We start from the raw sequence: 25,560 nt of genomic DNA on the forward strand, positions 1-25,560 counted from the left end.
CCCGGTGCGGGATCGGTGACGTCGTCAAACCTATGCCGCTCCTCCTGGCCGGGCAAGGAAAACCGGTGTCCACTGTCGACTTTCACGGCGTTTCGCCGCTACGAAACTTTTGCGCGGCAACAGGTCCGCGCAGGCTGTCTCAAATGGACCGGTGGAACAGCTCCAGCGGAACCGCGTCCGCGAGCGCTTGGTAGCCGGCCGGTGTCATGTGCAGGTGGTCGCCCTCGTCGTAGGCGGCGAGCAGGCGGCGCGGGTCGTCCGGGTCGCGGACCGCCGCGTCGAAGTCGAGCACGGCGTCGAACGCCCCGGCGGCGCGGACCCACTCGTTGACCGCCTGACGTGCCGCTTCGCGGTGGCCGTCCGGGTCGTCGTAGGTCTCGTTGCCGCCCAGCGGCGCCAACGTCGCCCCGTACACCTCGATGCCGTGCGCGTGGGCGCGCACCACGATCTGCTCGTAGGCCGCGCAGAGGTCGTCGGCCACCTGCTTCTGCGCGACGGCCGTGGCGGGCGCGGTGGCGATGTCGTTGATGCCCTCGAACAGCACCAGCCACGCCACGCCGGTCTGCGCCAGCACGTCGCGGTCCAAGCGGGCCAGGGCGCTGGGTCCGATCCCGTCGCCCAGCACCCGGTTGCCGCCGGTGCCCTGGTTGAGCACGGCGACGTCCGCGGTGGCGGCGTGCGCCCTCAGCCGGGCCGACAGCCGGTCCGGCCACCGGTCGTTGCCGTTCGTGGTGGAGCCCCGGCCGTCGGTCAGGGAGTCACCCAGCGCGACCACGGCGGCGCCGCCCCGCTCGGACCACACCTCGATGCCGCTGAGGAAGTACCAGTGGTCCGCAGTCGTCGCACCCGGCAGGTCGTCGGCCGCCACGTGGTCGCCCGCCAGGATGTGGGACGTCGTGCGCGAGCCCGGGTGAGAGGTCACCAGGTCGGACGCCTGCCCGTCGGCCAGGTGCACCGTCACGGTCACGTTCGCCTCCGGCCCGACCGGGAAGTCCAGCGGGTCCGACACGACCTGCGCCCCGACCGGCACGACGACGCTCGCGCGGCCGTGGAACGTGACCGGCCGGACCGAGCCCGGCTCGACCGCGGCCACCCCGGCCCGACCGCCGACCGGGTGCGCCGCGGTCACCGCCGTGATGGGCAGCACCGCGCCGCCGAACGCGTTGGAGAACCGCAGCCGCAGCCGGTCGCCACCGATCGTGACGCGCGCCGTCTGCCGCAGCGTGGCGTCGGCGAGCACGAGACCGTCACGGGTGAACGGCGCGGGCGGCAGGTTGCCCTGCTCGGTCAGCTGCGGTGCGGAAACCCACGTGTGGACCCAACGACCGACGGGTGATGCGCTGAAACTCATGATCGGGCGGACCTCCGCAACTCTTGCGGGTGAACACGGATTCCGGTGGGACGCTACCTGTTCGCTGCGGCACCGACTGCGGCTCGGCGACGGCACCCCGCCCACCCCACCCGAACGGCCCCGAACCCACCGGCACGCGCCCCGCTCGCCGCCGGCCGGGCGCGCAGACGTCCTCCGGCGGATAGCACCGGAACGAGCCGGACCACTCGGTCGAACCCGATCCGGCCACCGGTCCGGGTCAGCACACCGGTTTTCCGGGACAACCGCGACCAATCACTTCACCGACGTGCGCAACGGTCTCCGAAAAACCCGGGACAGGCGCTTTTCGAATTGTGCCGACCCGACCACGGGGAATAACTTCGATGAACAGTCGCCCGAATGCGGTCACCGAACAGAGGAGATGTCCTGTGTCATTGCTGAGCTACACCGGGGTCGGCTCGATCGTGCTCACCGCGGCCGCCCTGCTCAAGTGCGGCGTCGACACCCTCGGCTCGCGGACTGCGGGCAGCGGACCGCCGACGCGGGGACCGGACCCGCAGAGTCGCACCGGGGCGCAGGGCCACGCCGGAGGGACACGAGAGGAGGAGCCGATGGACGACGAAGATCCGATCAGGACCCCGGAGGACTTCGACGAGGTCTGGGCGCGGGTCGAGGCGACCGAGGACGGGCTGTCGGAGGACGACGGGGCCGTGCCGCACCGCGCCGCCTGCCACGTGCTGACCGCGCTGCCGAACGACCCGGCGCTGGTCGAAGTGGGCAGCCGCGGCGGCCGGTCGACGGTCGTGCCGGCCAGTGCGATGCGCGCGCTGCGCCCCAGTGACATGCTGGTGTCCACCGACCCGCAGGACCGGCAACGTCCCGACCCCGGCCACGCCGCCAACGGGACGCCGGGCCACGAGGGGTTCCGGGACAGCCTGGTCGACACACGCCTGCTCGACTGGGTGGAGGTGGTCCGCGGTCGCTCGGCCGACGCAGTCCAAGGCCGCCGGATCGGGCTGCTGCTCCTCAACGGCCTGCACGACCGCGCGCGGATCAGGGAGGACTTCGAGCGCCTCGGCCCGTCGGTCGCGCCCGGGGGGCTCGTCGTGCTGCACGACCACCGCCCGGACCGCTGGCTCGACGTCGTCCGGTTCGTCGACGAGCTGGGCGGTGACGACCGGTTCGACCCGGTGACGGTCACGGGCACGGTCGTCGTGCTCCGCCGCCGGCCGTGAAAGCGGCGGTCCTCCGCGTCGCCGTGCTGGGCGACGTGCGGTCACCGCGGGCCGACGCCGTGCTCTGCGTCCTCGACGGCGACCGGGTCGCCGCTCTCCTCGACGGAGGCGCCGGCGGGCACTTCGGGCCCGAGTTGGCGGCGCTCCGGCAGGCCGCGCACGACCGCGGCGGGCCGGTGTTCTGCGTCGTCACCCGGTGGCGCCAGGTCGTCGAGCGCGGCACCGCCGCCGACGTCCTGCGGGCCCTGTGCACGATCCCGGACTTCGCCGCGGTCCGCCGCGACGGCCGGACGCCCCTGGTCATCCCGTGGGGCGGGTCGACGTTCGGCGACGAGGCACCCGCACCGGACGGGCCTCCGACCGCCTCGCTGCGCCACCTGCTGGTGACTGCGGTGTCGGCGTGCGCCGCCGGCCGGACCTGGAGGCGGGTGCTGGCGTGGTCGATGACCCGTGCGGGCACCGCGGAACACGTCCGCCGCGTGCTCCGGTGCCCGCGGCTGCCCGCCGACCTCCTCGAACTGCTCGTGGGCATCGCCGCCGACCACGTGCGCGACCGGCCGGTCGACCCCGAGGTCGCCCGCGCCCGCCGAGAGGACTTCCGGCAGGCGCTGCACGCCTGTCACACCCGGTGGGCGAAGTCCGGTCGACCATTACGGCGTTGATCGTGACCAGGTGACCGGATTTCCCGGGACGGAATACCGCGCATCGCGCGCCGAAGAACACCGGACGAGTGCCGGGCGATTCCCGCCGACACCTGACGCAATCATCACGCGGTGAAGTCGAGAACGTCTTCGGCCGACCACGCCATCCGTTTCCGCGTTCGACGACCCGATCACGAACGGCGGTTCGTAGGTGATCGGGGGCAGTGCCGGCCAGGCCACCTGGATCACGTAACGGCACCCATCACTACGCGGTGAGTTCGCTGTCGACCGCGAGCCCCACCAGCTCTGGCACCTCGGTGCCATCCGACCGGCCTCCGCGCCATCCCCCGACCGGCCCCGTGCCGGACGCGGAGCGCCACCGCGCGGCCCCGTTCCCGCCAACCTCCCGGGAACGGGGCCGCGCCCCCTCCTCCGGTCGCATTCGGTGCCGCCTTGCGCCAAGCGGGCGACCCTGGTGTGACGGGGTGCCGGGGTGGGAACCGTCCCGGTGACGTCGTCGGCGACGTCGGGCGCGGGGAGGCGGCATGCGGGGGCTCCTGGGCACGTCGGTGCTGGTCACGGCGGCGCTCGTGATCGCCGGGTGCGGCGGGTTGGGTTCGGACACCTCCGGTGCGCTGGTCACCATGGGCTTCGGGCTCCCGGACGAGCACGCCACGGCCCGCGTGGCCGTGTTCCGCGAGGCCAACCCGGGGGTCGACCTGCGGATCAGCGAGGGGGCGTTCGACGAGCAGCAGTTCCTGTCCGCGGTGGCCGCGGGCGACCCGCCCGACCTGGTCTACGCGGAACGGCGCAAGCTCGGCGGTTACGCGGCGCGCGGCGCGGTGCAGGGCCTGGACGGCTGCCTGCGGGAGCACGGCGTCGACCTCGGCCGGTTCCGGGAGGCGGCCCTGCGCCAGGTCACCTACGAGGGCGAGGTCTACGGGCTGCCGGAGTTCTCCAGCGTCCGGTTGATGATCATCAACAACCCGGTGGTGCGCGCCGCGGGCCTGGACCCGGCGGCGCTGTCCACGGCCGACTGGGCCGGGATGGGCGCGCTCGCCGACCGGCTGGCCGAGGTCGGCGGCGGTCGGGTGGAGCGCATCGGGTTCGACCCGAAGATCCCCGAGTTCCTGCCGCTGTGGGCCAAGGCGAACGGCGCGGAGCTGATCGGGCCCGACGCGCGGCTGGACGACCCGCGCGTGGTCGAGGCGGTCCGCCACACGACGGACCTCGTGGCGCGGCAGGGCGGCTGGGCGTCGTTCAAGGCGTTCCGCGACACGTTCGACCAGTTCGGCGCGAACAACCAGTACGTGGCCGGGCAGCTGGCCGCGATGCCGATGGACTCCTGGTACGTCAACACCCTGGCGACCAACTCGCCCGACGCGGACGTGACGATCACGCCGTTCACCGACCGGGACGGACAGGTGCTGACCGAGTCCGGCGGGCAGGCGTGGGCGATCCCCAAGGGCGCCAGGCACCCGGAGCTGGCCTGCCGCTTCCTGGTCACGATGACGGACACGGAGACCTGGGTGACCGCGGCGAAGGCGCGGCGTGACGCGCTGGCCAAGGCCGGGCGGCCCTACGGCGGCACGTTCACCGCCGACCGGGTCGCCGACGAGCGGATCTTCCGCGAGGTGTTCGACCCGAAGGGCAACCCGATCCTGGCGCGGGGTGTGCCGGTGGTGCTGTCGTTGCAGGACAGGGCCTTCGCCCTGCCGCCGAGCCCGGCGGCGAGCGACTTGGTGCGCGCCTGGGAGGGCGCGGTGAACCGGGTGCTGGTCGGGCAGCAGAGCCCGGAGGAGGCGATGGCGCAGGCGCAGCGCGAGGCGGAGCGGGCGCTCAGACGGGTGGGCGGGAGGTAGGGCCGTGGTGGTCGGGCGGACGTCGCGGGCCGGAAGTGCGGCCGGGGCGCAGGGGTGGGCGTGGACCGGCGGCAGGGCCGCGGTGGTCGGCGCGCGGGGCGGGCGGGAGGCACAGCCGTGACGGTCAGCGGACGTGAGGCGCGGGCGGGGTGGTTGTTCCTGCTGCCGTGGGTGGTCGGGTTCCTGGCGTTCACCGCCGGGCCCATGCTGTTCAGCCTCTGGCTGTCGCTCACGCACTACGACATGCTCAAGCCGCCGACGTTCATCGGCCTGGAGAACTACCGCGAGGCCATCGGCGACGAACGGGTCGGCACCGCGTTGTGGAACACGGTCTTCTTCACCGCGCTGCACGTGCCCGCGCAGATCGTGCTGGCTCTGGGCCTGGCGAGCCTGCTGCGCCGCGCCGGCCGCGGGAGCGGGTTCTTCCGCACGATCCTGTACCTGCCCGTGATGACGCCGCCGGTGGCGCTCGCGGCGATGTTCCTGCTGCTGCTCAACGGCCAGCACGGCGCGATCAACGGGTTCCTCGGCTGGTTCGGGTTCCAGGGCCCGAACTGGACCACCGACCCCGCGTGGATCAAGCCGGGGCTGGTGGTGATGAGCCTGTGGACGGTCGGTAGCACCGCCGTGCTGTACCTGGCGGCGCTGACCCGCGTCCCCGCGGAGCGGTACGAGGCGGCGCGGCTGGACGGCGCGAGCCCGTGGCGGCAGTTCTGGCACGTGACGCTGCCCGGCATCAGCGGCACGGTGTACTTCACCGCGGTGGTCAACACGATCGCGTCCCTCCAGGTGTTCACCGAGGCGTACGCGATGTTCTTCGGGGCGCGGGCGAAAGCCTCCGCCGAGGGCGACGCCGCGCTGTTCTACGTGATCCACCTGTTCCAGGAGGCGTTCGGCTCGCTGCGGATGGGGTACGCGTCGGCGTTGGCGTGGGGCCTGTTCGCGGTGATCGCCGTCATCACGGCCGTGCAGGTGCGGTTGTCGCGCCGGTACGTGCACTACGAGGGTGACCGGTCGTGAAGCGCGTCGGGGTGTGGGTGGCGCTGCTGGTCGTCACGGTGGCGTTCGGCTACCCGTTCTGGTGGCTGGTCAGCGCGTCGCTGAAGGACCGGGCGCACGTGTTCGACAACGCGCTGCTGCCCCGGCCGTTCTCGCCGGGCAACTACGTCGAGGTGTGGCAGGCGGTGCCGCTGCTGACGTGGATCGGCAACAGCGTCGCCGTGGGCCTGGCGGCGGCGGTGGCGGCCACGGCGACCAGCGCGCTGGTGGCCTTCGGGTTCGCGATGTTCCGGTTCCCCGGCCGGAACGCGCTGTTCGGCGTGGTGCTGGCGACCATGATGCTACCCGCGGCGGTGACCATGGTGCCGGTCTACCTGGAGTGGCACGCGCTGGGCCTGGCGACGACGCAGATCCCGCTGTGGGCGCAGAACCTGTTCGGCTCGGCGTTCTACATCTTCCTGCTGCGCCAGTTCTTCCTCGGCCTGCCGAGCGAGGTGTTCGACGCGGCGAAGGTGGACGGCGCGAGCCCGTGGCGGCTGTTCACGTCGATGGCGCTGCCGCTGGCGAAACCGGGCCTGGTCGTGGTGTTCGTGTTCGAGCTGAAGGCGGCGTGGACGGACCTGGTCAAACCGCTGATCTACCTGCGCGAGCCGGAGCTGTACACGTTGCCGCGCGGGCTGAAGGCGGTGCTGGACCGGTTCGGCGAGGGCGGCGAGGAGCAGTGGGAGCTGGTGCTGGCCGCGAGCGCCGTCGCGACCGTGCCGATGGTCCTGCTGTTCCTGGTGGCCCAGCGGCACTTCGTGCGCGGCACGGTCACCCAGCACGTCGAGTGACGAGCGGGTTCAGCACCAGGCCGAGGAGGTTCGCGGCGGTGGCGCTGGACAGCGCGATGCCCCAGCCGACCGGGCCCAGCGGCGTGCAGCCGAAGAACTGGCTGACGCCCGGGGTCTGGATCACCGCGCCGAGCGCGGCGGCCGACCCGAGGCTCGCGGCCAGCACCGACCGGTCCAGGCCGCCGGTGACGAGGGTCTGGCCGAGCTGGGTGCCGACGAGCGCGGCCAGCGCGACGGTGCTCGCCCGGCGGGCGCGGCCGGTGAGGCGGGCCGCGGTCCACGCCGCCGTGGCGCCGAGCGTCGTGGTGACCGCGCGGGCCGTGATGTCCTTGGTCAACGCGCTGCCCAGCGACGACGACGGGCCTTCGCGCAGCAGGTCGGGCACGGACTCGCGGGCGGGCCTGCTCAACGCGATGGCCAGCGCGGGCGCGAGGTCGGTCAGCAGGTTCACCAGCAGCAACTGCCGCGCGGTGAGCGGCGACCGGCCGGTGATCGCCGAGCCCAGCACGCTGAACGCGATCTCACCGAGGTTGCCGCCGAGCAGGCTCGCCAACGCCTCCCGCACCGACGCCCACATGGCCCGGCCCTCCACCAGCGCGGAGATGATCGTCTCCACCCGGTCGTCGGTGACCACCAGGTCGGCTGCGGCACGGGCGGCCGGCGTGCCGCGCCTGCCCAGCGCGATGCCGACGTCGGCGAGCCGGATCGCCGGTGCGTCGTTCGCGCCGTCACCGGTCATCGCGACCACCCGGCCGAGCCGCTGGTAGGCGTCGATGATGCGCACCTTCTGCGCCGGGGTGCAGCGGGCGATCACGTCCACCGAGGGCAGCAGGGCGTCCAGCTCGTCGTCGGCCAGCTCGTCGAGCCGCGAGCCGGTCACCACGGTCAGGTCGTCGTCACCGCTGACCTCGCCGGCGATGGCCTCGCCGGTGGCCGGGTGGTCGCCGGTGATCATCACGATCCGCACCCCGGCCTCGCGCAGCTTCGCCGCCGCCGGGGGCGCGCCGTCGCGCACCGGGTCGGCCAGCGCGACGAAACCCAGCAGCGTCAGGCCGTTCACGTCGTCGTCGGTGATCGAGTCCGCCTCGTAGCCGGTGCGTTCGGCGACGGCCAGCACCCGGTGCCCGCGACCGGCCAGCCGTTCCACCCGCTCCCCCAGCCGCCGCAGCTCGCGGGGGTCGGCGTCGCAGCGCGGCAGCACCGTCTCCGGCGCGCTCTTCACGCTGAGCACCCGCTTCCTCCCGACCTGGCCGACGGTCGCGTGGTAGCCGCGGGACGGCTCGAACGGCAGCGCCTCGACCAGCGTCCAGCCGCGTGCGCCGGTCGTCGGGCCCACGCGCGCCCGCCGCGCGCCCTCCAGCACGGCCCGGTCGGTCTGGTGGGCCAGCTCGGCCGGGTCGTCCGCGGCGGGCGTGGCGCGGACCGCGGCGGCCACGACCCGGCGCAGCTCGTCGTTCAGCTCGTCGAGGTCGGCGCCGCGGCGGCCGTTGTCGACCCGGCTCACGGTCAGCCTGCCCTCGGTCAGGGTGCCGGTCTTGTCGAAGCACAGCACGTCCACGCGGCCCAGCGCCTCGATGGTGCGCGGGTTGCGGACCAGCGCGCCGTGCTCGGCCAGCCGCCGCGCCGCGGCCAGCTGGGCGGCGTTCACCAGGAACGGCAGCCCTTCGGGCACCGAGGCGACGGCGAGGTTCACCGCCGCGCCCATGCTCTGCCGCAGCGGGACGCCGCGCAGCAGCCCCGCGCCGGTGACCGCCACCGCCGAGCCGAGCGCGATCGGCAGCGTCTTGCGGGTCAGGTCGGCCAACCGCGCCTCCACGCCGGTGGTCGGCGAGCTGCGGCGGGCCGCCGCCATGCCGCGGCCGACCTCCGTGGCGTCACCGGTGGCGACGACCACGGCCAGCGCCTCGCCGGCGGCGATCGTGGTGCCCTCGTAGAGCATGGACGCCCGGTCGGCCAGCTCCGCGGCCACCACCGGGGCCGGGTCCTTGGTCACGGCCAGGGACTCGCCGGTGACCGACGACTCGTCCACCTCCAGCCCGTCGCCGTCGAGCAGGCGGCAGTCGGCGGGCACCACGTCGCCGGCCGCCAGGCGCACCACGTCGCCGGTCATCAGCTCGTCCGCGGTCACCTCGCGGTCCCGGCCGTCCCGGACCGCGGTGGCGCGGACCGCGGACCGGCCGAGCAGCGTGGCCAGCGCCCGGTCCGTGACGACCTGCTGCACGCTGCCGATCAGCGCCGACACGCCGACCACCCCGGCGACCAGCGCGGCGTCCACCGGCGACCCGACCGCCGCCGACACGGCCGCGCCGCCCGCGAGCACGGGCGTGAGCGGGTTGGCCAGCTCGGCCAGGAACGCGCTGCCCAGGCTCGTGCCGACGGCCTGGCGCCCGGTGGACGTGCGCTGCCTGCGCTGCGCCTCGCGCTCGGTCAACCCGTCGCGGTCCGAGCCGAGCCGGTCCAGCACGGTGGCCGTCGGCATCAGGTGCCACGGCTGGGACGTCGCGGGCGCGACGGCACCCCGGCCGCCGGGCAGCCGCTTCGCCCGCCACACGCCGTCCACGAACGCGAGGGCCGACGCGCCGTCGACCGCGCGCGCCGCGTTCCGGGCGGGCGCCGGGCCGCGCGTGCTCAACGCGCTGACCGCGCCGATGCCGCTCGCCGCCTGGGCGAGCATGATCGCGTCCCGGCTCACCCGGCGCGCGGCGGGCACCGCCTCCACCAGCAGCACGGCCGCGTCCAGGTCGCGGACCACGACGTGCGCGCCCCACGGTGGCGGCCCGCCATCCCGGTGCACGCCCACGCCGCAGTCCGCCGCACCGAGCGCACGGCGGTTGTCGGAGACGACCAGCACCACGTGCCCGTCGCCCTGGAGTTCCCGCACCGCGCCGACCAGGCCGTGACCGGACGGCACGACCTGGTCGGCGAACCGGACCGGCGGGCGGTCGCGGTCCGCGGCCACCACCACTCGCAACCCGGCCTCCCTCGCCGCCGACACCAGCGCGTCCACCGCAGGCGGGGTCTCCACGTCGAACGCCAGCACGGCTTGCAGCCTGCGGTCCTTCGTCAGGCCCAGCACACCTGCGTGCCCGGCGAGCTTGCGCTGTTCGCGCACGCCCTTGCGCCCCTGCGGGTCGAGGCGGTCGACCGGGCCGAGCGCCCACCCGCCGTCGCGGCGCACCGCCGTCACGTCCTCGGGGTCGAACAGGGCGAACGCCCGCTCGGCGGCGTCCGCGGGCGCGGTGTCGGGCAGCGGAACCAGGTCGCTGAGCACCGACCGGCCCGAGCCGAGCGCGGTCTCGTCGAGCACCAGCACGTCGACCGCGTCCAGCCGGCGCAGCACCGAGCGTTCCATCACCAGGGCGTTGCGGCCGGCCAGCACGCGGCCCAGCTGCGCGGCGAACGCGGACTCGCCGACCGCCGGCGCCTTCGGCAGGGATCGCCCGGACGACGCCGAGGCCGAGCCGATCGTGGTCGAACGGCCGCGCCCGCTCCCCGAGGGCCCGGCCGACCGCTACGCGCGCCGGGCGTTGGCGGCGGGTGCGGCGGCGACAGGTCGGCCTCGGCGGCGCACCACGCCCGTTCGTGCGCCTTCACCTCGCGCCACTGCTGCACGCGTTGGGCGATGTCGAGCGACGTCCCCTCGCTGCGTGACGAGAGGCCGTGCACGAGGGCGGCCACCACCGACGTGGCGGTGTCCGCCCGTTCCCGGCCCTGGAGCCGTCCGGCGGCCAGCTCACGCAGCTCGGGGTGCAGGTCGACGGCCGCGATCAGCGCACCCAGCTCACCCGGGATCGGCGCCCAGGGTGCGATCCTCGTGATGGCGGCCAAGCCCAGGCCCGCGGCGTCGGCGGCGAGCGTGGGCAGCAACCGGGTGCCCTTGAGGCCGTCCGCCGGGTGGTGCAGCTCGTCCTCGACCAGCCGCTCGTCCTCGGTCGCGGGCTCGGACTCGGCCCGGCGCACCAGCTCGACCAGGTCCTTCGTCGGCGGCGCGGGCTCCTCGACGGCGACGATCACGCGGGCGGACGGCGCGTTGACGCGGGCCCAGAGCACTCCGGGGTGGTTCTCCAGGGCGCTTTCGACGCGGACGGCCACCTGCTTGCCGCGCGGGCCGTGCACGCCGTGCGCCTCGATGTGCAGGCGTCCCGGGCACGACCACACCTTCCGCCGCTCTCGGCGCAGCACCGCCGTCTGCTCCAGCGGGGCCAGGGCGAGGCCGACCAGCCCCTTGGCGATGTCGCCTGCCACGCGCACGGGGTCGATGCCGAGGAGTTCCACCGTGCCTCTCGTCCCGATCGGACGGCGACCTATGCGTCACGATCGGGCGGTGGGAGCGCGCGGGCTCAGTCCTCGAACACCAGCTCCGCCCACACCGTGGTGAAGCTCGCCTGCGTCAGCACGCCCCAGCGCTCGGACAGCCCGTCGACCAGAGACAACCCGGCCGACGACGACCACGGCGCGCCGCGGCGGACGGCCCGGTCGCGCACGCTGACCACCAGCGCCTGCCGCCACCGGTCCAGCACGAGTTCGAGCACGTACGGCGGCGAGCCGTGCCGCCGGGCGTTGTCGTACAGCTCGCCGACCACCAGGCCGACCAGCAGCACGTCGAACGCGGGCCACCCCTCCAGGTGGTCGCGCAACCACCGCGCGACCTCGTCGGGCGAAGTCGCGTCCTCGTCCTGGACGACCAGGACAACCGTGTCGTGGCCGGCCGTCACGCCCCGAGCGTCCCACCACCGCGCCCCGGTGCGCCTGACGACTGCCTTGCGATCGCCGAGCGGTTTGCCCCGCCGGGCGTCGGGTAGGCCGAGGGTGCGGAGGGAGCCATGAGCCGTTACGGGGACGAGGTCGCGGCGATGGCCGCGCCGTTGCGCGACGCGGGCGACTTCGACGTGCTGCTGGACCGCGTGGGTGACGCCCGGGTCGTGATGCTGGGCGAGGCCAGCCATGGCACGCACGAGTTCTACCGGTGGCGGGCCGAGCTGACCAGGCGGTTGATCGTCGAGCGCGGCTTCTCGTTCGTGGCCGTGGAGGGCGACTGGCCCGCGTGCGACCGGGTCGACCGGGCCGTGCGGGGCCTGCCGGGCGCGCCCGCGGACCCGCGTGCCGCACTGGCCGCGTTCGACCGGTGGCCGACGTGGATGTGGGCGAACGAGGAGGTCGTCGACTTCTGCCGGTGGCTGCGCGCCCACAACGCCGCACTGGCCCCCGAGGAGCGGGTGGCGTTCCACGGGCTCGACGTCTACTCGCTGTGGGAGTCGCTGCGCGAGGTGCTGACCCACCTGCGCGAGCACGACCCGGGCGAGGTGCCCGCGGCGCTGGCCGCGTACCGGTGCTTCGAGCCGCACGGCGAGGACCCGCAGGAGTACTCGATCTCCACCCGGTTCGTGCCGCGGGGCTGTGAGCACGAGGTGGTCGACCTGCTCGTGCGGCTGCGACGGCACGCGGCGGCCGACGGCACGGGCCGGTTCGGCGCGTGGCAGAACGCCGAGGTGGTCGCCGGAGCCGAGCGCTACTACCGGGCCATGGTCGGCGGGCAGTCGTCGTGGAACGTCCGGGACCGGCACATGGACGAGACCCTGCACCGGCTGCTCGACCACCACGGACCGGGGTCGAAGGCGGTCGTGTGGGCGCACAACACCCACATCGGCGACGCCCGCGCCACCGACATGGCGGTCTCCGGCCTGGTCAACACCGGACAGCTCGCCCGCGAGCGGTACGGCCCCGACCACGTGGTGCTGGTCGGGTTCGGCACCCACCGCGGGACCGTCGTCGCGGGTGAGGCGTGGGGTGCGAGCATGCAGGAGATGGCGGTGCCGCCCGCCCGACCGGGCTCGCTGGAGGACGTGCTGCACCGGACCGCGCCCGACCGGGCGCTGTTCGTGTTCCCGCGCGACGACCGGCCCGACCTGCTCACCGACGTGCTGCCGCACCGCGCGATCGGCGTCGTCTACCACCCGGAGCGGGAGCGCTGGGGCAACTACGTGTCGACCGTGCTCGGTGAGCGCTACGACGTGTTCGTCTGGGTCGACCGGAGCACGGCGCTGCGGCCCCTGCCCACGCGCCGGGTGGACGCGCTCGAACCCGGGACGTATCCGAGCGGTGTCCGACCGTCACCGGTGCCCGGAGGCTGACCAGGAAAAACGAGAGCTTGATAACATCGTGTCACGGCCACCGCGCGCCGTCCGCTCGACAAGGATGGCACCGTGACCAAGGCACAGAGAATCGCAGCGGCGTGGGCGAGCCTGCCCGCACCCGAGTTGACCGACCAGGTCCGCCTCCTGGTCAAGGCCCGTGACGCCGCCGCGCGCGCCGTCTGGTCCGCGGTGCGGGAAGACCCCGTGATCGCCGCCCGCGTGCGCGGTGCGTTGGCGGGGCTGAAGGCCGAGTACCGCGGTCACCGCGACGAGGCCATGTGGTTGATGTGGATTGGCCAGGTCCAGCAGCAGCTCGCCGTGCAGCAGACCGCCGCGCCGGTGCTGGAGGCCAAGGTCGAGGACGTGCCCGTGCCCGTGCTGGAGCCGGTCGTCCAGGAGTGGGCGCCCCGCCAGGAACCGACCTCGCCGCGCCCGGCCGGCGACGCGCCGCCCGTGCTGTTCCAGGAGCCGGCCTCCAGCTCGAAGTAGGCCGTCACCGGCCCCCGCACGCCGAACCGCGACGGTCCGCCGGCGGTCGTGAGGTGGCGCACACCGGGACGGGTCTCGCGGTGGGCCGGGGCGAGCGCGATGATGCCGGTGGGCCGGACGGGCGCGCCGGCGGGAGCGAGGCGAGCGGTGGGGGCGACCGGCACCCGGCGGGTGGTGAGCCAGGACCAGGTGCTGCGCGGGGCCTGCCGGTTCTTCCTGCGGCACGGCCGGGTCGAGATGGACGCGTTGGCGGCCAGCCTCGCCATCAGCCGGGCCACGCTGTACCGGGTCGTGCACAGCCGGGACGTGCTGCTGGCCGACGTGCTGTGGGTGTTGGCCGACCGGCTGCTGGAGCGGGCACGCCGGGAGCGCACGAACGGTGGTGTCGAGGGCGTGCTGGAGGTGACGCGCCGGTTCGTGGCGGAGTTGCGCGCGGCCGGGCCGTTCCGGGCGTTCCTGCGCGGTGAGCCGGAGACGGCGGCGCGGGTGCTGTTCCACTCCTCCGGCGGCGTGCACCGGCGGGCCGTGACGGCGCAGAAGGAGATCCTGCACGAAGTCGACGGCGGGTCGTGGTCGACGGCGGCCCTCGACCAGGTGGCGTTCCTGTACGTGCGGATCGTGGAGTCCGCCCTCTACGCCGAGCTGCTCACCGGCGCTCCGCTGGACCCCGCCCTCGCCGAGACGGCCGCCCGCACGGTGCTGCTCCAGCACCGCTGACCCCGGCCCGGAACCCCGCTGCGACAGCGGTCTCACGATCGGCCCGCGTGCTGGTGCGCCCCGTGCACGGCCGGCTACGGTCGGCGATGGTCCCATCCCCCATCGCTGTGGGAGCCGGTATGCCCCGTTCACCCTGGCGCCGCCTCGGCCTGGCCGCGGCCGTGCTCGGTCTGGTCCTCCCGACGTCCGTCCCCGCCTCCGCCGCCCCCGCCGCGCCCGTGCCCCGCGTGGTCGGCCCGCTGCCGGGCACCGTGCCGGGTGACCGGCTCGCCGACCGGATCGAGGACACCTACCCGTTCTTCTCCACGCCCGACGACTTCGCCGCGGACGGCTACGTCGAGCAGGAGTTCCACCTCACCGGCACCGCCGACGGGTTCGCCACCGACGGCACGAAGGTCGCCACCGCCGTGCCGTACACGACCCGCGTGATCGTGCGCCGCCCCGCGCACGCCCGGAACTTCACCGGCACCACGCTGGTCGAGTGGCAGAACGTCACCGCCGGGTACGACCTGGACGCCCTGTGGAACGCCGAATCCGTCACCCGCGCCGGGCACGCCTGGGTCGGCGTGTCCGCGCAGCGCGTCGGGGTCGACCAGCTCAAGACCTGGAGCCCGGCCCGGTACGGCACCCTGGACGTGACCGGCGCGGGCCGGTTCACCGCCGACGAGCTGTCCTACGACGTGTTCACGCAGGCCGGTCGCGCGATCGACTCGGGTGCGGTCATGGGCGGGCTGCGGACCAGGACGCTGCTGGCCGTCGGCGCGTCCCAGTCCGCCGGGCGGATGACCGTGCTGTACGACCGGGTCCTGCCGCAGCAGCAACCGGTGTTCGACGGGTACGGCTTCATCGTCGGCCCGGCCCCGACCCGCGTCGGCGCGGAACCCGTCTTCCAGGTGCTGTCCGAGACCGACGTGCGGACCGCGCAACGCCCGACCGACACCGACCGCTTCCGCCGCTGGGAGGTCGCGGGCGCGGCCCACTCCGGCTACGAGGGCCAGTCCTACCGCGCCCCGATCTCCGAACGCGACCTCGGCGGCGCGCCCCAGTACGACTGCGACCAGCCGCCGTTCAGCCGGATCCCGATGCACCACGTCACCGCCGCCTCCTACGACCACCTGCGCCGCTGGGTCGAGCGCGGCACGCCGCCGCCGACCGCCCGGCCGCTGGAGTTCGAAGCGGACGGCGTCACCAAGAAGCGGGACGCGCTGGGCCTCGCCCTGGGCGGCATCCGGTTGTCGCAGCTGGCCGCGCCGCGCGCGCTGAACACCGGCGACAACTCCGGCGAGACGTTCTGCCGCCTGTTCGGCACGCACGTGCCGTTCGACGAGGCGACGCTGGCCCGGCTCTACCCGGAGCGGGCCGACTACGTGCACCAGGTCGTCGCCGCCGACGTCGCCAACGTGCGCGCGGGCTTCCTCCAGCCCGCCGACGCGCGGCAGAACCTCGCCGACGCGATCGGGGGCGACCGATGAGGATCCCGTTGGTGGCGCTGGTCGTCGCGCTGGTCTCGACCGCGGCGGCCGTGCCCGCCCAGGCCGACGCGCTCACCCCGATCGTCTTCGTCCACGGCCAGCAGGGCTCGGCGCAGCAGTGGCAGTCCAACGCCAAGCGGTTCTCCGGCAACGGCTACCCCGACGCGCTGCTGCACGCCTTCGAGTACGACACGAGCATCCCGACCAACGACCACGCCATCGCGGGCCTCGAGTCGTTCATCGCGGGCGTCAAGGCCAGGACCGGTTCGCCCGCGGTGGACGTCATCGCGCACTCGCGCGGCACGACCGTCATGCACACCTACCTGTCCGTGCCCGAACGGGCCGCGTCGGTGCGGAAGTACGTCAACGTCGACGGGCGGTCCAGCGCCGCGCTGCCCGGCGGCGTGCCCACGTTGGCGCTGTGGGGCAGCCTCCAGCCCAACGGCTCCATCGGCGGCGCGACGAACGTCCACCTCACCAGCCTGGGCCACACCGAGACGACCACGTCCGCCGACGGTTTCGCGCACATGCACCGGTTCCTGCGCGGCAGGTCGGCGTGGACCACCCGCGTGGTGCCCGAGCTGCCCGCGCTGGTCCGGATCGCGGGCCGGGCGACGTACTACCCGCAGAACGAGGGCGTCGAGGGCGTGGTGCAGGTCTGGCAGCTCGACAGCCGCACCGGCGCGCGGGTCGGCGCGCCGCGGCACAGCGTCCGGACCGGCCCGGACGGCTCGTTCGGCCCCCTGCCGGTCAACGGTCGCGAGCACTACGAGCTGGTGGTGCTGCGCGAGGGCCAGGTGCCCTACCACTCCTACTTCGAGCCGTTCGAGCGCAGCGACCGGTTCGTGCGGTTGCAGGTGTCGCGTCCCGGCGGCATCACCGACAACATCGACCGGTGCCCCGGGCACAGCGCGCTCACCGTCATCCGCAACCGCGAGTGGTGGTCCGACCAGCCCGACAGCGACCGGTTGGAGCTCGACGGCGTCAACGTGCTCGAACCGGCCGTCTCGCCGAAGCTGCGCCAGGTCCTCGCGGCGTTCGCGTTCGACGACAACTGCGACCGGGCGTCCACGCCGGGTGTCGTGCTGCCGCCGTTCACCACGCTGCCGTTCCTGACCGCGGTCGACGCCTACCTGCCCGCGCAGGCCGACGGGGCCCGCACCATCCGCGTCACCCAGACCGCGCGCGGCAGCGGCGGCCGGACGCGCACGATCGCCGTGCCGAACTGGCCGTCGGACACCCACGCGGTCACCGTGCAGTTCAAGGATTACCTCGACAGCGGAACCTGAGACCTGCGCGCGACGTCCCCCTGATCGACGAGGGGGGTTGCATGGTCGGACGTGTGGCGCGGTGGCGGTCCCCTTGGTGGACCGCCACCGCGGCGTTGGTGCCCGTGGTGCTGACGCTGTGGGCGGCCACCCCGCCGGGCGGTTACTTCACCACGGCGGTGGTCGCGTCCCTGTGCTGGTTCGCGGTGGGCGTCGGGTGGCTGGTCACGGCGGGTGCCGCGGTGATCGCGCTGCCTCGGCTGCGGCACGCCGGGCGGCTGTGGCCGTTCCTGCTGGTGCCGGCGGTGCTGGTGGCGACCCACGCCGCGGTCGGCCGGGACCTGGTGGAGCGTGGTGCGTTCGAGGCACACCGGTCGGCCCTCGAAGCGCTGGTCGCGGAGCCGGACCGCCGGCCGGGCGACCGACGGGTCGGGTTGTTCGTGGTGGACGTGGACGTGGACCGGCCGAACGGGTGCACGGTGCTCACCGTGGCCGACGCGGGCCTGCTCGGCCCGACCGGCTGGGCCCACTGCCCGGACCGGGTTCCGGTGAGCGCCGCGGGCGACGGGTACAAGTACGCGCCGCTCGACGGCCCCTGGTACGAGTTCAGGTTCGACTGGTGATCACGGCACCGCCGCTCGCGCGGCGTCGGTGGCGGCGCGGCACGATCCGCCGGCCCCGGTGGCAGCCAGGACAAGCCGCTGAAGGTCCGGCGCGCCCGTTCAGCCGGCGGTCAGCGCGGCGAGCGCGGCGTGCACCATGGCGCGCACACCGACCGGCAGGGCGCGTTCGTCGGCGTGGAACGTCGGTTGGTGCAGGTCGCCCTGCGGGCCCTCGCCCGACCAGATGCCCAGCCGCGCGTACGAGCCCGGCACGTGCTCCAGGTACCAGCCGAAGTCCTCGCCGCCGGTGGACTGGGTCGTCGACGCGACCGCCTGCGGTCCGAGCGCCTCGGCGATCGCCCGCCGCAACAGGGCGGTGCTCTCCGGGTCGTTGTCGACCACCGGTACGGCCCGCACGTGGTCGAGTTCGAACCGCACGCCCGTGGGCCGCAGCAGCGAGCCGACGATCTCCTCCACCAGCGCGGGCAGCTGGCCGTTCACCACCGGGTCGCCGGTGCGCAGGGTGCCGCGCAGGACGCCCGCCCGGGGTGTGCCGCCGGTCGTGTCCGGCGCGTCCATCAGGCCCCACGCGAGCACCGTGCCGGACCGGGGGTCGACGCGGCGGGCCAGCATCGCGGGCAGCCCGGTCGCGACCACGCCGAGCGCGTGCACCACGTCGGAGCTGAGCTCGTTGCGCCGGCCGGTGCCGCACGCGACCACCCGCAGGTCGAGCATGTCGCACGCGGACGTGACCGGTCCGACCCTGGTCCCGATCCGCCCGACCAGCACCTTCGGGTCGCAGTGCAGGCCGAAGATCCGCTCCACGCCCTCGACGCCGCCGGCCGCGATCACGTCGTGCGCGCCGCCCGGCTCCTCCTCCGCCGGCTGGAACAGCAGCCGCACCCGGCAGGGCAACGACGGCGCGGACGCCAGGGCCGCCGCCGCGCCGAGCAGGATCGCGGTGTGCACGTCGTGGCCGCACGCGTGCGAGACGCCCGGTACGCGTGACGCCCACGGTTCGCCGGTCGTCTCCGACACGGCCAGCGCGTCGATGTCCGCGCGCAGGGCGACGCACCGCGGCCCGCTGCCCACCTCGCAGATCACGCCGGTGCCCGCGGGCAGCACGCGGGGTCGCAGGCCGAGGGAGCGCAGCACCTCGACGATCGTCGCCGTGGTGCGGAACTCCTCGCGCCTCAACTCCGGGTTCGCGTGCAGGGTGCGCCGCCACGACATCACCAGGGCGAGGTTCGCGGCCAGCCACTCGTCCAGCCACCTCGGTCCGCGGCCGGCGCCGAGGTCGGCCACCGGGACCGGACCGTCCGCCTCGACGGAGAGCGGGAGGGCGGTGGTGTCGCCGGTCGAGGGCGACAGCAGGTTGCTCGCGACAGAGGTCATGGTGGCCTGCCGTTCGTGCCAGGGCGTCGGGCCGCCTCGGGGAGCGACACGTCGCTCGTGTCGGCCTCATCCTGGCCCACCGCGCGTGCAAGATCCACTGCATCGCGTCGTAATCGCCCGTTCGGGTGGACGGCCGCCCGCGCTTCCCGAACCCGGTTCCTGTTATCGCTAACACCGCTCAGCGCGTTCAGATCCAACCCGGCATCCATGAGGGGTTGAGCTGGGCGCATGCCGCCTGTTAGCGTTAACAGAAGAGACCTGCGTCACCACCGCAACGACCGTGCGGACGTCCAAGGAGCGGCGACGATGCCCAGCCGACCGCGCCCGTGGCGCTAGACCTGCTCGACCCGGGTCGCACCCGGCCGGACCGACACGGCGGTGGACTCGCGGAGCACCAGCCGGCACGGACTGACGTGCCGACCCGGGGCCGGTTCGCCGTTGATGGCGGCGAGCAGGAGGTCCGCGGCCGTCCGACCCAGCCCTTCCAGCCCCATGTCGACGCTGGTCAGCGGCGGCTGGCAGGCCAGGGCCATCACGTCCCAGTTGTCGAAGCCGACCAGGGCGACGTCGTCGGGCACCCGTCGCCCCGCCGCGCGCAACGCGTCCGCCACGCCCCGTGCGATCTGGTCGCTGCCGCAGAACACCGCGTCGAACTCCTCGGCCGTGCCGAGCAGGATGCCGGTCGCCTGCCTGCCCCAAGCCTCGCTCCACTCGCCGAACAGCGGCGGGCCGACGAGGTCCAACCCGGACTCCGCCAACCGCTCCACCGCGGCGGACGCGCGCACGGCCGCCGAATGGTGGTGCTCCGGACCGGTGACGTGGGCGATCCGCCGCCGACCCACGGCCAGCAGGTGGTCGACGACCTTGTGCGCGCCGCCCGCCTCGTCGGGCACCACGGAGCAGTCGTCCGGGTCGGTGGAGCTGATGAACGCGTAGACCACCGGCACGGGCAGGTCGACGCCGATGGGCGCGCGGGCCTGCGTGCGGCGGCCGGTGACGATGATGCCGTCGACCCGGCGGCTGAGCAGCGTGCGCAGGTAGTACTGCTCGCGGATCGGGTCGTCGCGCGCGTCGCACAGGAACACCGACATGCGGCCCGCGCCCAGCGAGTCCTCCGCGCCGGTCATCAGCGGGATGCTGAACCGGCCGATGGTGTCGGTGGTGATCATGCCGACGGTGTAGGTGCGCCCGGAGTTGAGCGTGAGCGCGGCCGTGTTCGGCTGAAAGCCCAGCTCGTCGGCGGCGGCCCGGACCCGCCGCCGGGTCTCGTCGCGCAGCGACCCGCGCCCGTTGAGCGCCTTGGAGGCGGTGCCGACCGAGACGCCCGCCAGCCGGGCCACGTCGCTGATCGTGGCCGGGCGGGCCAACGACCCGGCGTTGTCCTTCGTTTTCCTCGGCGGCATGGGCGAAGGTTACCGCGCGCTGTTCGCACTGCTGAGCCGAACGACGAATCAGCACGTCACAGCGCCTTAACTCGCTCTTGACACGGGTCGGCACCGTCCCTACGTTCTCAAGGCAACCGGTTTCCTAATTTTCCGTCCCACGCCGTCCTGCCCCGCCGGGCGCGTGGTCGCACGAGGAGACAAGCCCAGATGAGTTCACTTCCACCGCCCCGCGCACGCCGGCGGCTCGCCACCGCGGCGGCGGCCCTGCTGCTCCTCACCGCGTGCCAGAGCGGCCCGTCCACCGCCTCGGCGGGCGACACCACCGCCGTGGACGACGGCACCACCATCACCATGTGGACCCGGTCGCCCACGGCCACGTTCAGCCAGACCCTCGTGGACGCCTACAACGCCGGCCACCGGAACAAGGTCGAGCTGACCGTCTTCCCGGCCGACTCCTACCAGCAGAAGGTCGGCACGGCCGCGGGCGCGAAGCAGCTGCCCGACGTCCTCGCCGCCGACGTGGTGTACGCGCCGAACTACGCGGCCAAGGGCGTCTACCTCGACCTCACGGCCAGGGTGGACACGCTGGACTTCAAGGGCAAGCTCGCGCCCGCGCACATGGAGGCCGCCACGCACCAGGGCAAGGTCTACGGCGTGCCGCACGACATCGACCTGTCCGCGGTGTTCTACAACAAGGTGCTGTTCAAGCGGGCCGGGCTGGACCCGGAGAACCCGCCGTCCACGTTGGACGGCCTGTACGAGGCGGCCAAGAAGGTCGACGCGCTGGGCGACGCGGACGGCTACTTCTTCGGCGGCGCGTGCCCCGGCTGCATGCTGTTCACCACCTGGCCGATGATCTGGGCCGCGGGCGGCACCGTCCTGGACGACAAGGGCACCGCCGCGACGTTGGACAGCGCCGCGGCCGCCGACGTCTACGGCACCCTGCGCCGGATGTACGCCGAGGGCATCGTGCCCGCGTCGGCGAAGAACGAGTCCGGTCCGACCTGGACCCAGCTGTTCGCCGAGGGCAGGATCGGCATCCAGCCGATGGGCGCGACCGCGTTGCAGGGCATGGAGGAAGGCCCGGAGCTGCAGATCGGCGTCGCGCCGATCCCCGGCCCGAAGGGCGGCCGGTCCTCGTTCGTCGGCGGTGACGTGCTGGGCATCAGCGCCAACTCCACCAAGGCCGCGGCGGCCTGGGACTTCATCTCCTGGACGCTGTCCGAGCAGGCCCAGGTCGAGGTGCTGGCGAAGAACAAGAACATCACCGTGCGCAGCGACCTCGCGGACAACGCCTACGCCAAGCAGGACAACCGGCTGCGGGTGTTCAACCTGCTCGCGGGCGAGGGCCAGACGCCGATCTCGGTGAACTTCGGCAAGACGTTCAACGACACCAACGGGCCGTGGACGGCCGCCGTCACCGACGCGCTGTTCGGCTCCCAGGACGTCGGCGCGACGTTGAAGCAGCACAACGGGACCATCACCGAGTCCCTGGCGGGCAGCTGACGATGGCCACGGTCACGCGGGCCCGACCCCGCACGCCGCCCCGGACCGCGCCGCCGGACCGCCGCCGTCCCACCATCGCCCGCGCGCGGCGCCGGCTCGGCGTCCTCTACGCCAGTCCGATGGCGTTGCTGGTGGTCGTCCTGTTCGTCATCCCGCTGGTGCTGATGGTGTGGATGTCGGTCAACCACTGGCCCCTGCTGGGCGCGTCGTCGCCGAACGGGGTGGAGAACTACAGCGCGCTGCGGGACCCGTTGTTCCTGCGGGCGATCGGGTTCACGCTGAAGTACACGGCGGTTACCACGGTGGTGCTCGGCCTCGTCGCGTTCGGCCTGGCCCTGCTGGTGCAGGAGACCAGGCCGGGCGTGGGCGCCTACCGGACGGCGTTGTTCCTGCCGAGCGTGGTCGGGCTCGCGTCGACCAGCCTGCTGTTCTACGGGCTGTTCAACACCGAGGCGTCGCCGTTGAACGAGCTGGTCGACTTCCTCGGGCTGGGCCCGGTCGACTGGCTCGGCTCGACGGACAACGCGCTGGCGTCCACGGTCGGGATGATCACCTGGCGGTTCGCGGGCTTCTACATGCTGATCCTGATGACCGGCTTGCAGAGCATCGACCCGCTGCTCTACGAGGCGGCACGGGCCGACGGGGCGAACCGGTGGCAGATCCTGTGGCGCGTGACGCTGCCGCTGCTGCGGCCGACGCTCGCGCTGACCATGGTGCTGTCGCTGACCGGCTCGCTGCTGGCGTTCGACCAGTTCTTCATCCTCACCGGGGGCAGGCACGAGACGGCCACCGTGGTCATCAGCATCTACCGCGAGGCGTTCCTGTCGCAGGACCTCGGCCGGGCCGCGGCGGTGTCCGTGGCGATCCTCGCCGTCCTCATCGTCGTCAACGGCGCGCAGCTGCGGCTGCTGCGCCGCGGCCGGTGACCGTTCCCACCGCAAGGAGGTTGGGCGCCATGTCACGCGCGCGCACCGCCGGTTTCCACGTCACGGGCACCGCCCTGGCCGTGCTGTTCCTGCTGCCGATGCTGTGGACGCTGTACTCGTCGGTCCACAGCAGGCGTGCCGCCGACGGCGAGCCGGGCTGGGGCCTGGACAACTACGAGCGGCTGGCCGACTACGGCAGCGGCGTGGGCGCGTACCTGGCCAACACGCTGGTGGTGGCCCTGGTCGCGGTCGCGGTGACGGTGGTCGCGACCACGCTCGGCGGGTACGCGCTGGCCCGGCTGCGGTTCCCCGGCCACAACCTGCTGTTCATCGTCACGCTGGCGATCCTGATGGTGCCCTACACCACCATCCTGGTCCCGCTGTACATCCTGCTCGGCTGGATCGGCCTGCAGAACTCGCTGATCGGTCTCGGGTTGGTGCTGGCGATGTTCCAGCTGCCGTTCGGGCTGTTCATGATGCGCAGCTCGTTCGAGGCGCTGCCGCGCGAGCTGGAGGAGGCGGCGCTGATCGACGGCTGCACGCCGGGCAGCGCGTTGTGGCGGGTGCTGCTGCGCGGCGTGCTGCCGGGCGTCGTCACGGTCGGCCTGTTCTCGTTCCTCGCCGCCTGGAACGAGTTCGTCGCACCGCTGATCTTCCTCACCGACGGCGCCAAGTTCACGCTGCCGGTCGCGCTGTTCAACCTCCAGTCCGGCAGCCTCGGGTCGGTCGACTTCGAGGCGCTGCAAGCGGGCGTGGTCACGTCGGCGCTGCCGTGCGTGGTCGTCTTCCTGCTGCTGCAACGGCATTACGTACGCGGTTTCACCTCGGGCGCCCTCAAGGGCTGACCTCACGGGCTTGGAAGGAACACCCCATGACCGCACACCAAGGCCCCGTCCGGCCGACCCCGACCGCGAAGTCCGCGTTGCGCCCGGTCGCGCTCGACGGCGTCGCCTTCGCCGCCGACGGCTTCCTCGGCCACTGGCAGCACCGCAACGCCACCGGCACGCTGCCGCACTGCGTCGAGCAGCTGGAGACCTCCGGCGCGCTGGGCAACCTGCGGCTGGTCACCGGCGAGGCGACCGGCGAGTTCCGCAACATGTGGTTCGCGGACTCCGACGTGCACAAGACGCTGGAAGCCGCCGCCTGGCAGCTCACCTCGACCCCGGACGACCAGCGGCTGCGGGCGTTCGTCGACACGACCGCCGAGCTGCTGGCGAAGGCGCAGTGCGACGACGGCTACCTCAACTCGTACTACACCGCCGTGAAGCCCGAGAAGCGGTGGCAGGAACCGCACTACAGCCACGAGCTGTACTGCGCGGGGCACCTGATCCAGGCCGCCGTCGCCGCGGCGCGGGCCGGCGTGGGCGACGAGCTGGTCGCGGTCGCCCGGCGGTTCGCGGACCTGCTGGTCGACCGCTTCGGCGGCCCCGACGACCCGCCCGGGATCGACGGGCACCCCGGCGTGGAGACCGCACTGGTCGAGCTGTACCGGGTGACGGGGCACCGGCCGTACCTGGACCTGGCCCGGCGCATGCTCGACCTGCGCGGCCACGGCCTGCTCGACGGCGAGCGCTTCGGCCCGGCCTACCTGCAGGACCACGTGCCGGTGCGGCGGGCCGAGGAGGTGGCCGGGCACGTCGTGCGGCAGCTGTACCTGCTGACGGGCATGGTGGACGTCGCGGTGGAGACCGGTGACGACGAGCTGTTCGACGCCGCCCGCCGGCTGTGGGACGACGCGTTCGGCCGCAAGACCCACCTCACCGGCGCGCAGGGCTCCCGGCACCGCGACGAGGCGTTCGGCGACCCGTACGAGCTGCCCGCCGACCGGGCGTACGGCGAGACGTGCGCGGCCATCGCGAGCGTGCAGTGGAACTGGCGGATGCTGCTGGCCACCGGCGAGGCGCGGTACGCCGACGAGCTGGAACGCGCGCTCTACAACGCGGTGGCGGGCTCCACCTCGTCGGACGGCACGCGGTTCTTCTACTCCAACCCGCTGCACCTGCGCACCGGCCACGACGGCTCGCACGAGGACGCGCCGTCGCAGCGCCTGCCCTGGTACACGTGCGCGTGCTGCCCGCCGAACCTGGCGCGGCTCGTCGCGTCGCTGCACGGCTACGCCGTCACGACCGACGACACCGGCCTGCAGGTGCACCTGTACTCCGCGGGCGTGGTGCGCACCGGGTCGGCCGAGGTCGTCACCCGCACCGAGTACCCGTGGCACGGGCGGGTGGAGCTGGACGTCACCGGGTCGGGCCCGTTCACGCTCGCCCTGCGCGTCCCCGGCTGGTGCGCCGAGACGTCCGCGCTGGTCGACGGCGTGCCGGTCGACGTCACGCCCGAGGACGGCTACCTGCGGTTGCACCGGGACTGGTCGGACGGCGCGACCGTGACGCTCGACCTCGCCATGCCGGTCCGCGTGGTCACCGCGCACCCGCGGGTGGACGCCGTGCGGGGCTGCGTCGCGCTGGCCCGCGGCCCGCTCGTGTACTGCGTGGAGCAGGCCGACCTGCCCGCCGACGTCGTGCTGGAGGACGTGCGGATCGACCCGGCCACCGCCGTCGAGCCGACCGGGCTGCCCGACGTCCCGGTCGCGTTGACCGCTCGCGCCGCCGTCGTGCCGCCCGGCGACGACGCGCTGTACCGGACCGACGCCCCCGGACCCGCCGCCACCCCGTTCCACCTCACCGCCGTCCCGTACTTCCTGTGGGGCAACCGGTCACCCGGTCCGATGCGCGTCTGGATCCCGACCACCACCACGGGATGACA

At 73.7% G+C, this 25,560-nt stretch carries 21 protein-coding genes; 15 read left to right on the forward strand and 6 right to left on the reverse strand.

The genetic code is table 11. The features are described from left to right. Window positions 1-139: 139 nt before the first annotated feature. The gene (locus ACIQMJ_RS22145) at window positions 140-1,351 is read right to left on the reverse strand and encodes an SGNH/GDSL hydrolase family protein (protein WP_499762887.1); all 1,212 of its coding nucleotides are present in this window, start codon (window positions 1,349-1,351) and stop codon (window positions 140-142) included. 407 nt (window positions 1,352-1,758) lie between these two features. On the opposite strand from ACIQMJ_RS22145, the gene ACIQMJ_RS22150 reads away from it, so the two are divergent. The 5 genes from ACIQMJ_RS22150 to ACIQMJ_RS22170 all read left to right on the forward strand — a co-directional run bounded on the left by ACIQMJ_RS22150 (window position 1,759) and on the right by ACIQMJ_RS22170 (window position 6,900). Next, window positions 1,759-2,565: a class I SAM-dependent methyltransferase gene (locus ACIQMJ_RS22150; protein ID WP_499762888.1), complete on the forward strand. Its 807-nt coding sequence runs from the start codon at window positions 1,759-1,761 to the stop codon at window positions 2,563-2,565. After that, window positions 2,562-3,227 carry a hypothetical protein gene (locus tag ACIQMJ_RS22155; protein WP_499762889.1) on the forward strand — a complete coding sequence of 222 codons (666 nt, stop codon included), beginning with the start codon at window positions 2,562-2,564 and terminating at the stop codon, window positions 3,225-3,227. The genes ACIQMJ_RS22150 and ACIQMJ_RS22155 overlap by 4 nt, the downstream gene beginning before the upstream one ends. A gap of 524 nt (window positions 3,228-3,751) precedes the next feature. Further along, window positions 3,752-5,068, forward strand: a complete 1,317-nt coding sequence (locus ACIQMJ_RS22160; protein WP_499762890.1) for an ABC transporter substrate-binding protein — start codon at window positions 3,752-3,754, stop codon at window positions 5,066-5,068. 117 nt (window positions 5,069-5,185) lie between these two features. Further along, window positions 5,186-6,088 carry a carbohydrate ABC transporter permease gene (locus ACIQMJ_RS22165; RefSeq protein ID WP_499762891.1) on the forward strand — a complete coding sequence of 301 codons (903 nt, stop codon included), beginning with the start codon at window positions 5,186-5,188 and terminating at the stop codon, window positions 6,086-6,088. Next, window positions 6,085-6,900: a carbohydrate ABC transporter permease gene (locus tag ACIQMJ_RS22170; RefSeq protein WP_499762892.1), complete on the forward strand. Its 816-nt coding sequence runs from the start codon at window positions 6,085-6,087 to the stop codon at window positions 6,898-6,900. Before ACIQMJ_RS22165 ends, ACIQMJ_RS22170 begins: the two co-directional genes overlap by 4 nt. Here the strand turns inward: ACIQMJ_RS22170 and ACIQMJ_RS22175 are convergent. The 3 genes from ACIQMJ_RS22175 to ACIQMJ_RS22185 form a co-directional block, all read right to left on the reverse strand. Beyond that, window positions 6,881-10,279, reverse strand: coding sequence for a cation-translocating P-type ATPase (locus ACIQMJ_RS22175; protein WP_499762893.1), 3,399 nt, complete (start codon window positions 10,277-10,279; stop codon window positions 6,881-6,883). The two genes, ACIQMJ_RS22170 and ACIQMJ_RS22175, sit on opposite strands and share 20 nt — an antisense overlap. Next, the gene (locus ACIQMJ_RS22180) at window positions 10,252-11,175 is read right to left on the reverse strand and encodes a heavy-metal-associated domain-containing protein (RefSeq protein WP_499762894.1); all 924 of its coding nucleotides are present in this window, start codon (window positions 11,173-11,175) and stop codon (window positions 10,252-10,254) included. Before ACIQMJ_RS22180 ends, ACIQMJ_RS22175 begins: the two co-directional genes overlap by 28 nt. Window positions 11,176-11,240: 65 nt before the next feature. Then, entirely contained in the window at window positions 11,241-11,615 is a 375-nt protein-coding gene (locus ACIQMJ_RS22185) for an ATP-binding protein (RefSeq protein WP_499762895.1), read from the reverse strand. Between the two features lie 108 nt (window positions 11,616-11,723). On the opposite strand from ACIQMJ_RS22185, the gene ACIQMJ_RS22190 reads away from it, so the two are divergent. The 6 genes from ACIQMJ_RS22190 (at window position 11,724) to ACIQMJ_RS22215 (ending at window position 17,603) form a co-directional block, all read left to right on the forward strand. Then, entirely contained in the window at window positions 11,724-13,031 is a 1,308-nt protein-coding gene (locus ACIQMJ_RS22190) for an erythromycin esterase family protein (protein ID WP_499762896.1), read from the forward strand. A 72-nt stretch (window positions 13,032-13,103) separates the two neighbouring features. Then, the gene (locus tag ACIQMJ_RS22195) at window positions 13,104-13,523 is read left to right on the forward strand and encodes a hypothetical protein (protein WP_499762897.1); all 420 of its coding nucleotides are present in this window, start codon (window positions 13,104-13,106) and stop codon (window positions 13,521-13,523) included. Between the two features lie 147 nt (window positions 13,524-13,670). Next, entirely contained in the window at window positions 13,671-14,240 is a 570-nt protein-coding gene (locus tag ACIQMJ_RS22200; RefSeq protein ID WP_499762898.1) for a QsdR family transcriptional regulator, read from the forward strand. A gap of 119 nt (window positions 14,241-14,359) precedes the next feature. Further along, the gene (locus ACIQMJ_RS22205; RefSeq protein ID WP_499762899.1) at window positions 14,360-15,712 is read left to right on the forward strand and encodes an alpha/beta hydrolase domain-containing protein; all 1,353 of its coding nucleotides are present in this window, start codon (window positions 14,360-14,362) and stop codon (window positions 15,710-15,712) included. Continuing rightward, window positions 15,709-17,001, forward strand: coding sequence for a hypothetical protein (locus ACIQMJ_RS22210; RefSeq protein ID WP_499762900.1), 1,293 nt, complete (start codon window positions 15,709-15,711; stop codon window positions 16,999-17,001). Before ACIQMJ_RS22205 ends, ACIQMJ_RS22210 begins: the two co-directional genes overlap by 4 nt. 41 nt (window positions 17,002-17,042) lie before the next feature. Further along, a complete protein-coding gene (locus tag ACIQMJ_RS22215) occupies window positions 17,043-17,603 on the forward strand; it encodes a hypothetical protein (RefSeq protein ID WP_499762901.1) in 561 nt (186 codons plus the stop codon). Between the two features lie 99 nt (window positions 17,604-17,702). On the opposite strand, the gene ACIQMJ_RS22220 is transcribed toward ACIQMJ_RS22215, so the two are convergent. Together ACIQMJ_RS22220 and ACIQMJ_RS22225 are read right to left on the reverse strand one after the other, a co-directional pair. Further along, the gene (locus ACIQMJ_RS22220; protein ID WP_499762902.1) at window positions 17,703-18,977 is read right to left on the reverse strand and encodes an amidohydrolase; all 1,275 of its coding nucleotides are present in this window, start codon (window positions 18,975-18,977) and stop codon (window positions 17,703-17,705) included. Window positions 18,978-19,309: 332 nt separating this feature from the next. Then, entirely contained in the window at window positions 19,310-20,380 is a 1,071-nt protein-coding gene (locus ACIQMJ_RS22225; RefSeq protein WP_499762903.1) for a LacI family DNA-binding transcriptional regulator, read from the reverse strand. Window positions 20,381-20,569: 189 nt separating this feature from the next. Here ACIQMJ_RS22225 and ACIQMJ_RS22230 point away from each other — a divergent pair, with 189 nt between their 5' ends. From ACIQMJ_RS22230 to ACIQMJ_RS22245, 4 genes are read left to right on the forward strand one after another with little or no spacing between them, the layout of a single operon-like run. Next, on the forward strand, window positions 20,570-21,868 hold the full coding sequence (locus ACIQMJ_RS22230; RefSeq protein WP_499762904.1) for an ABC transporter substrate-binding protein: 1,299 nt from the start codon (window positions 20,570-20,572) through the stop codon (window positions 21,866-21,868). 2 nt (window positions 21,869-21,870) lie between these two features. Continuing rightward, complete coding sequence (locus ACIQMJ_RS22235; protein ID WP_499762905.1) at window positions 21,871-22,794, forward strand: carbohydrate ABC transporter permease; 924 nt, start codon at window positions 21,871-21,873, stop codon at window positions 22,792-22,794. A 29-nt stretch (window positions 22,795-22,823) separates the two neighbouring features. Next, the gene (locus ACIQMJ_RS22240; RefSeq protein ID WP_499762906.1) at window positions 22,824-23,639 is read left to right on the forward strand and encodes a carbohydrate ABC transporter permease; all 816 of its coding nucleotides are present in this window, start codon (window positions 22,824-22,826) and stop codon (window positions 23,637-23,639) included. Window positions 23,640-23,665: 26 nt separating this feature from the next. After that, complete coding sequence (locus ACIQMJ_RS22245; protein ID WP_499762907.1) at window positions 23,666-25,558, forward strand: glycoside hydrolase family 127 protein; 1,893 nt, start codon at window positions 23,666-23,668, stop codon at window positions 25,556-25,558. Window positions 25,559-25,560: the final 2 nt, after the last annotated feature.

The sequence above is a fragment of the Actinosynnema sp. NPDC091369 genome, from assembly GCF_044757065.1.
Lineage (GTDB): Bacteria > Actinomycetota > Actinomycetes > Mycobacteriales > Pseudonocardiaceae > Actinosynnema.

Bases quoted from the DNA above. Each gene is read 5' to 3' on its own strand.
- ACIQMJ_RS22145 (WP_499762887.1), bottom strand. From the start codon at position 1,351: ATGAGTTTCAGCGCATCACCCGTCGGTCGTTGGGTCCACACGTGGGTT.
- ACIQMJ_RS22160 (WP_499762890.1), top strand. From the start codon at position 3,752: ATGCGGGGGCTCCTGGGCACGTCGGTGCTGGTCACGGCGGCGCTCGTG.
- ACIQMJ_RS22190 (WP_499762896.1), top strand. From the start codon at position 11,724: ATGAGCCGTTACGGGGACGAGGTCGCGGCGATGGCCGCGCCGTTGCGC.
- ACIQMJ_RS22205 (WP_499762899.1), top strand. From the start codon at position 14,360: ATGCCCCGTTCACCCTGGCGCCGCCTCGGCCTGGCCGCGGCCGTGCTC.
- ACIQMJ_RS22210 (WP_499762900.1), top strand. From the start codon at position 15,709: ATGAGGATCCCGTTGGTGGCGCTGGTCGTCGCGCTGGTCTCGACCGCG.
- ACIQMJ_RS22215 (WP_499762901.1), top strand. From the start codon at position 17,043: ATGGTCGGACGTGTGGCGCGGTGGCGGTCCCCTTGGTGGACCGCCACC.
- ACIQMJ_RS22220 (WP_499762902.1), bottom strand. From the start codon at position 18,977: ATGACCTCTGTCGCGAGCAACCTGCTGTCGCCCTCGACCGGCGACACC.
- ACIQMJ_RS22225 (WP_499762903.1), bottom strand. From the start codon at position 20,380: ATGCCGCCGAGGAAAACGAAGGACAACGCCGGGTCGTTGGCCCGCCCG.
- ACIQMJ_RS22230 (WP_499762904.1), top strand. From the start codon at position 20,570: ATGAGTTCACTTCCACCGCCCCGCGCACGCCGGCGGCTCGCCACCGCG.
- ACIQMJ_RS22235 (WP_499762905.1), top strand. From the start codon at position 21,871: ATGGCCACGGTCACGCGGGCCCGACCCCGCACGCCGCCCCGGACCGCG.
- ACIQMJ_RS22240 (WP_499762906.1), top strand. From the start codon at position 22,824: ATGTCACGCGCGCGCACCGCCGGTTTCCACGTCACGGGCACCGCCCTG.
- ACIQMJ_RS22245 (WP_499762907.1), top strand. From the start codon at position 23,666: ATGACCGCACACCAAGGCCCCGTCCGGCCGACCCCGACCGCGAAGTCC.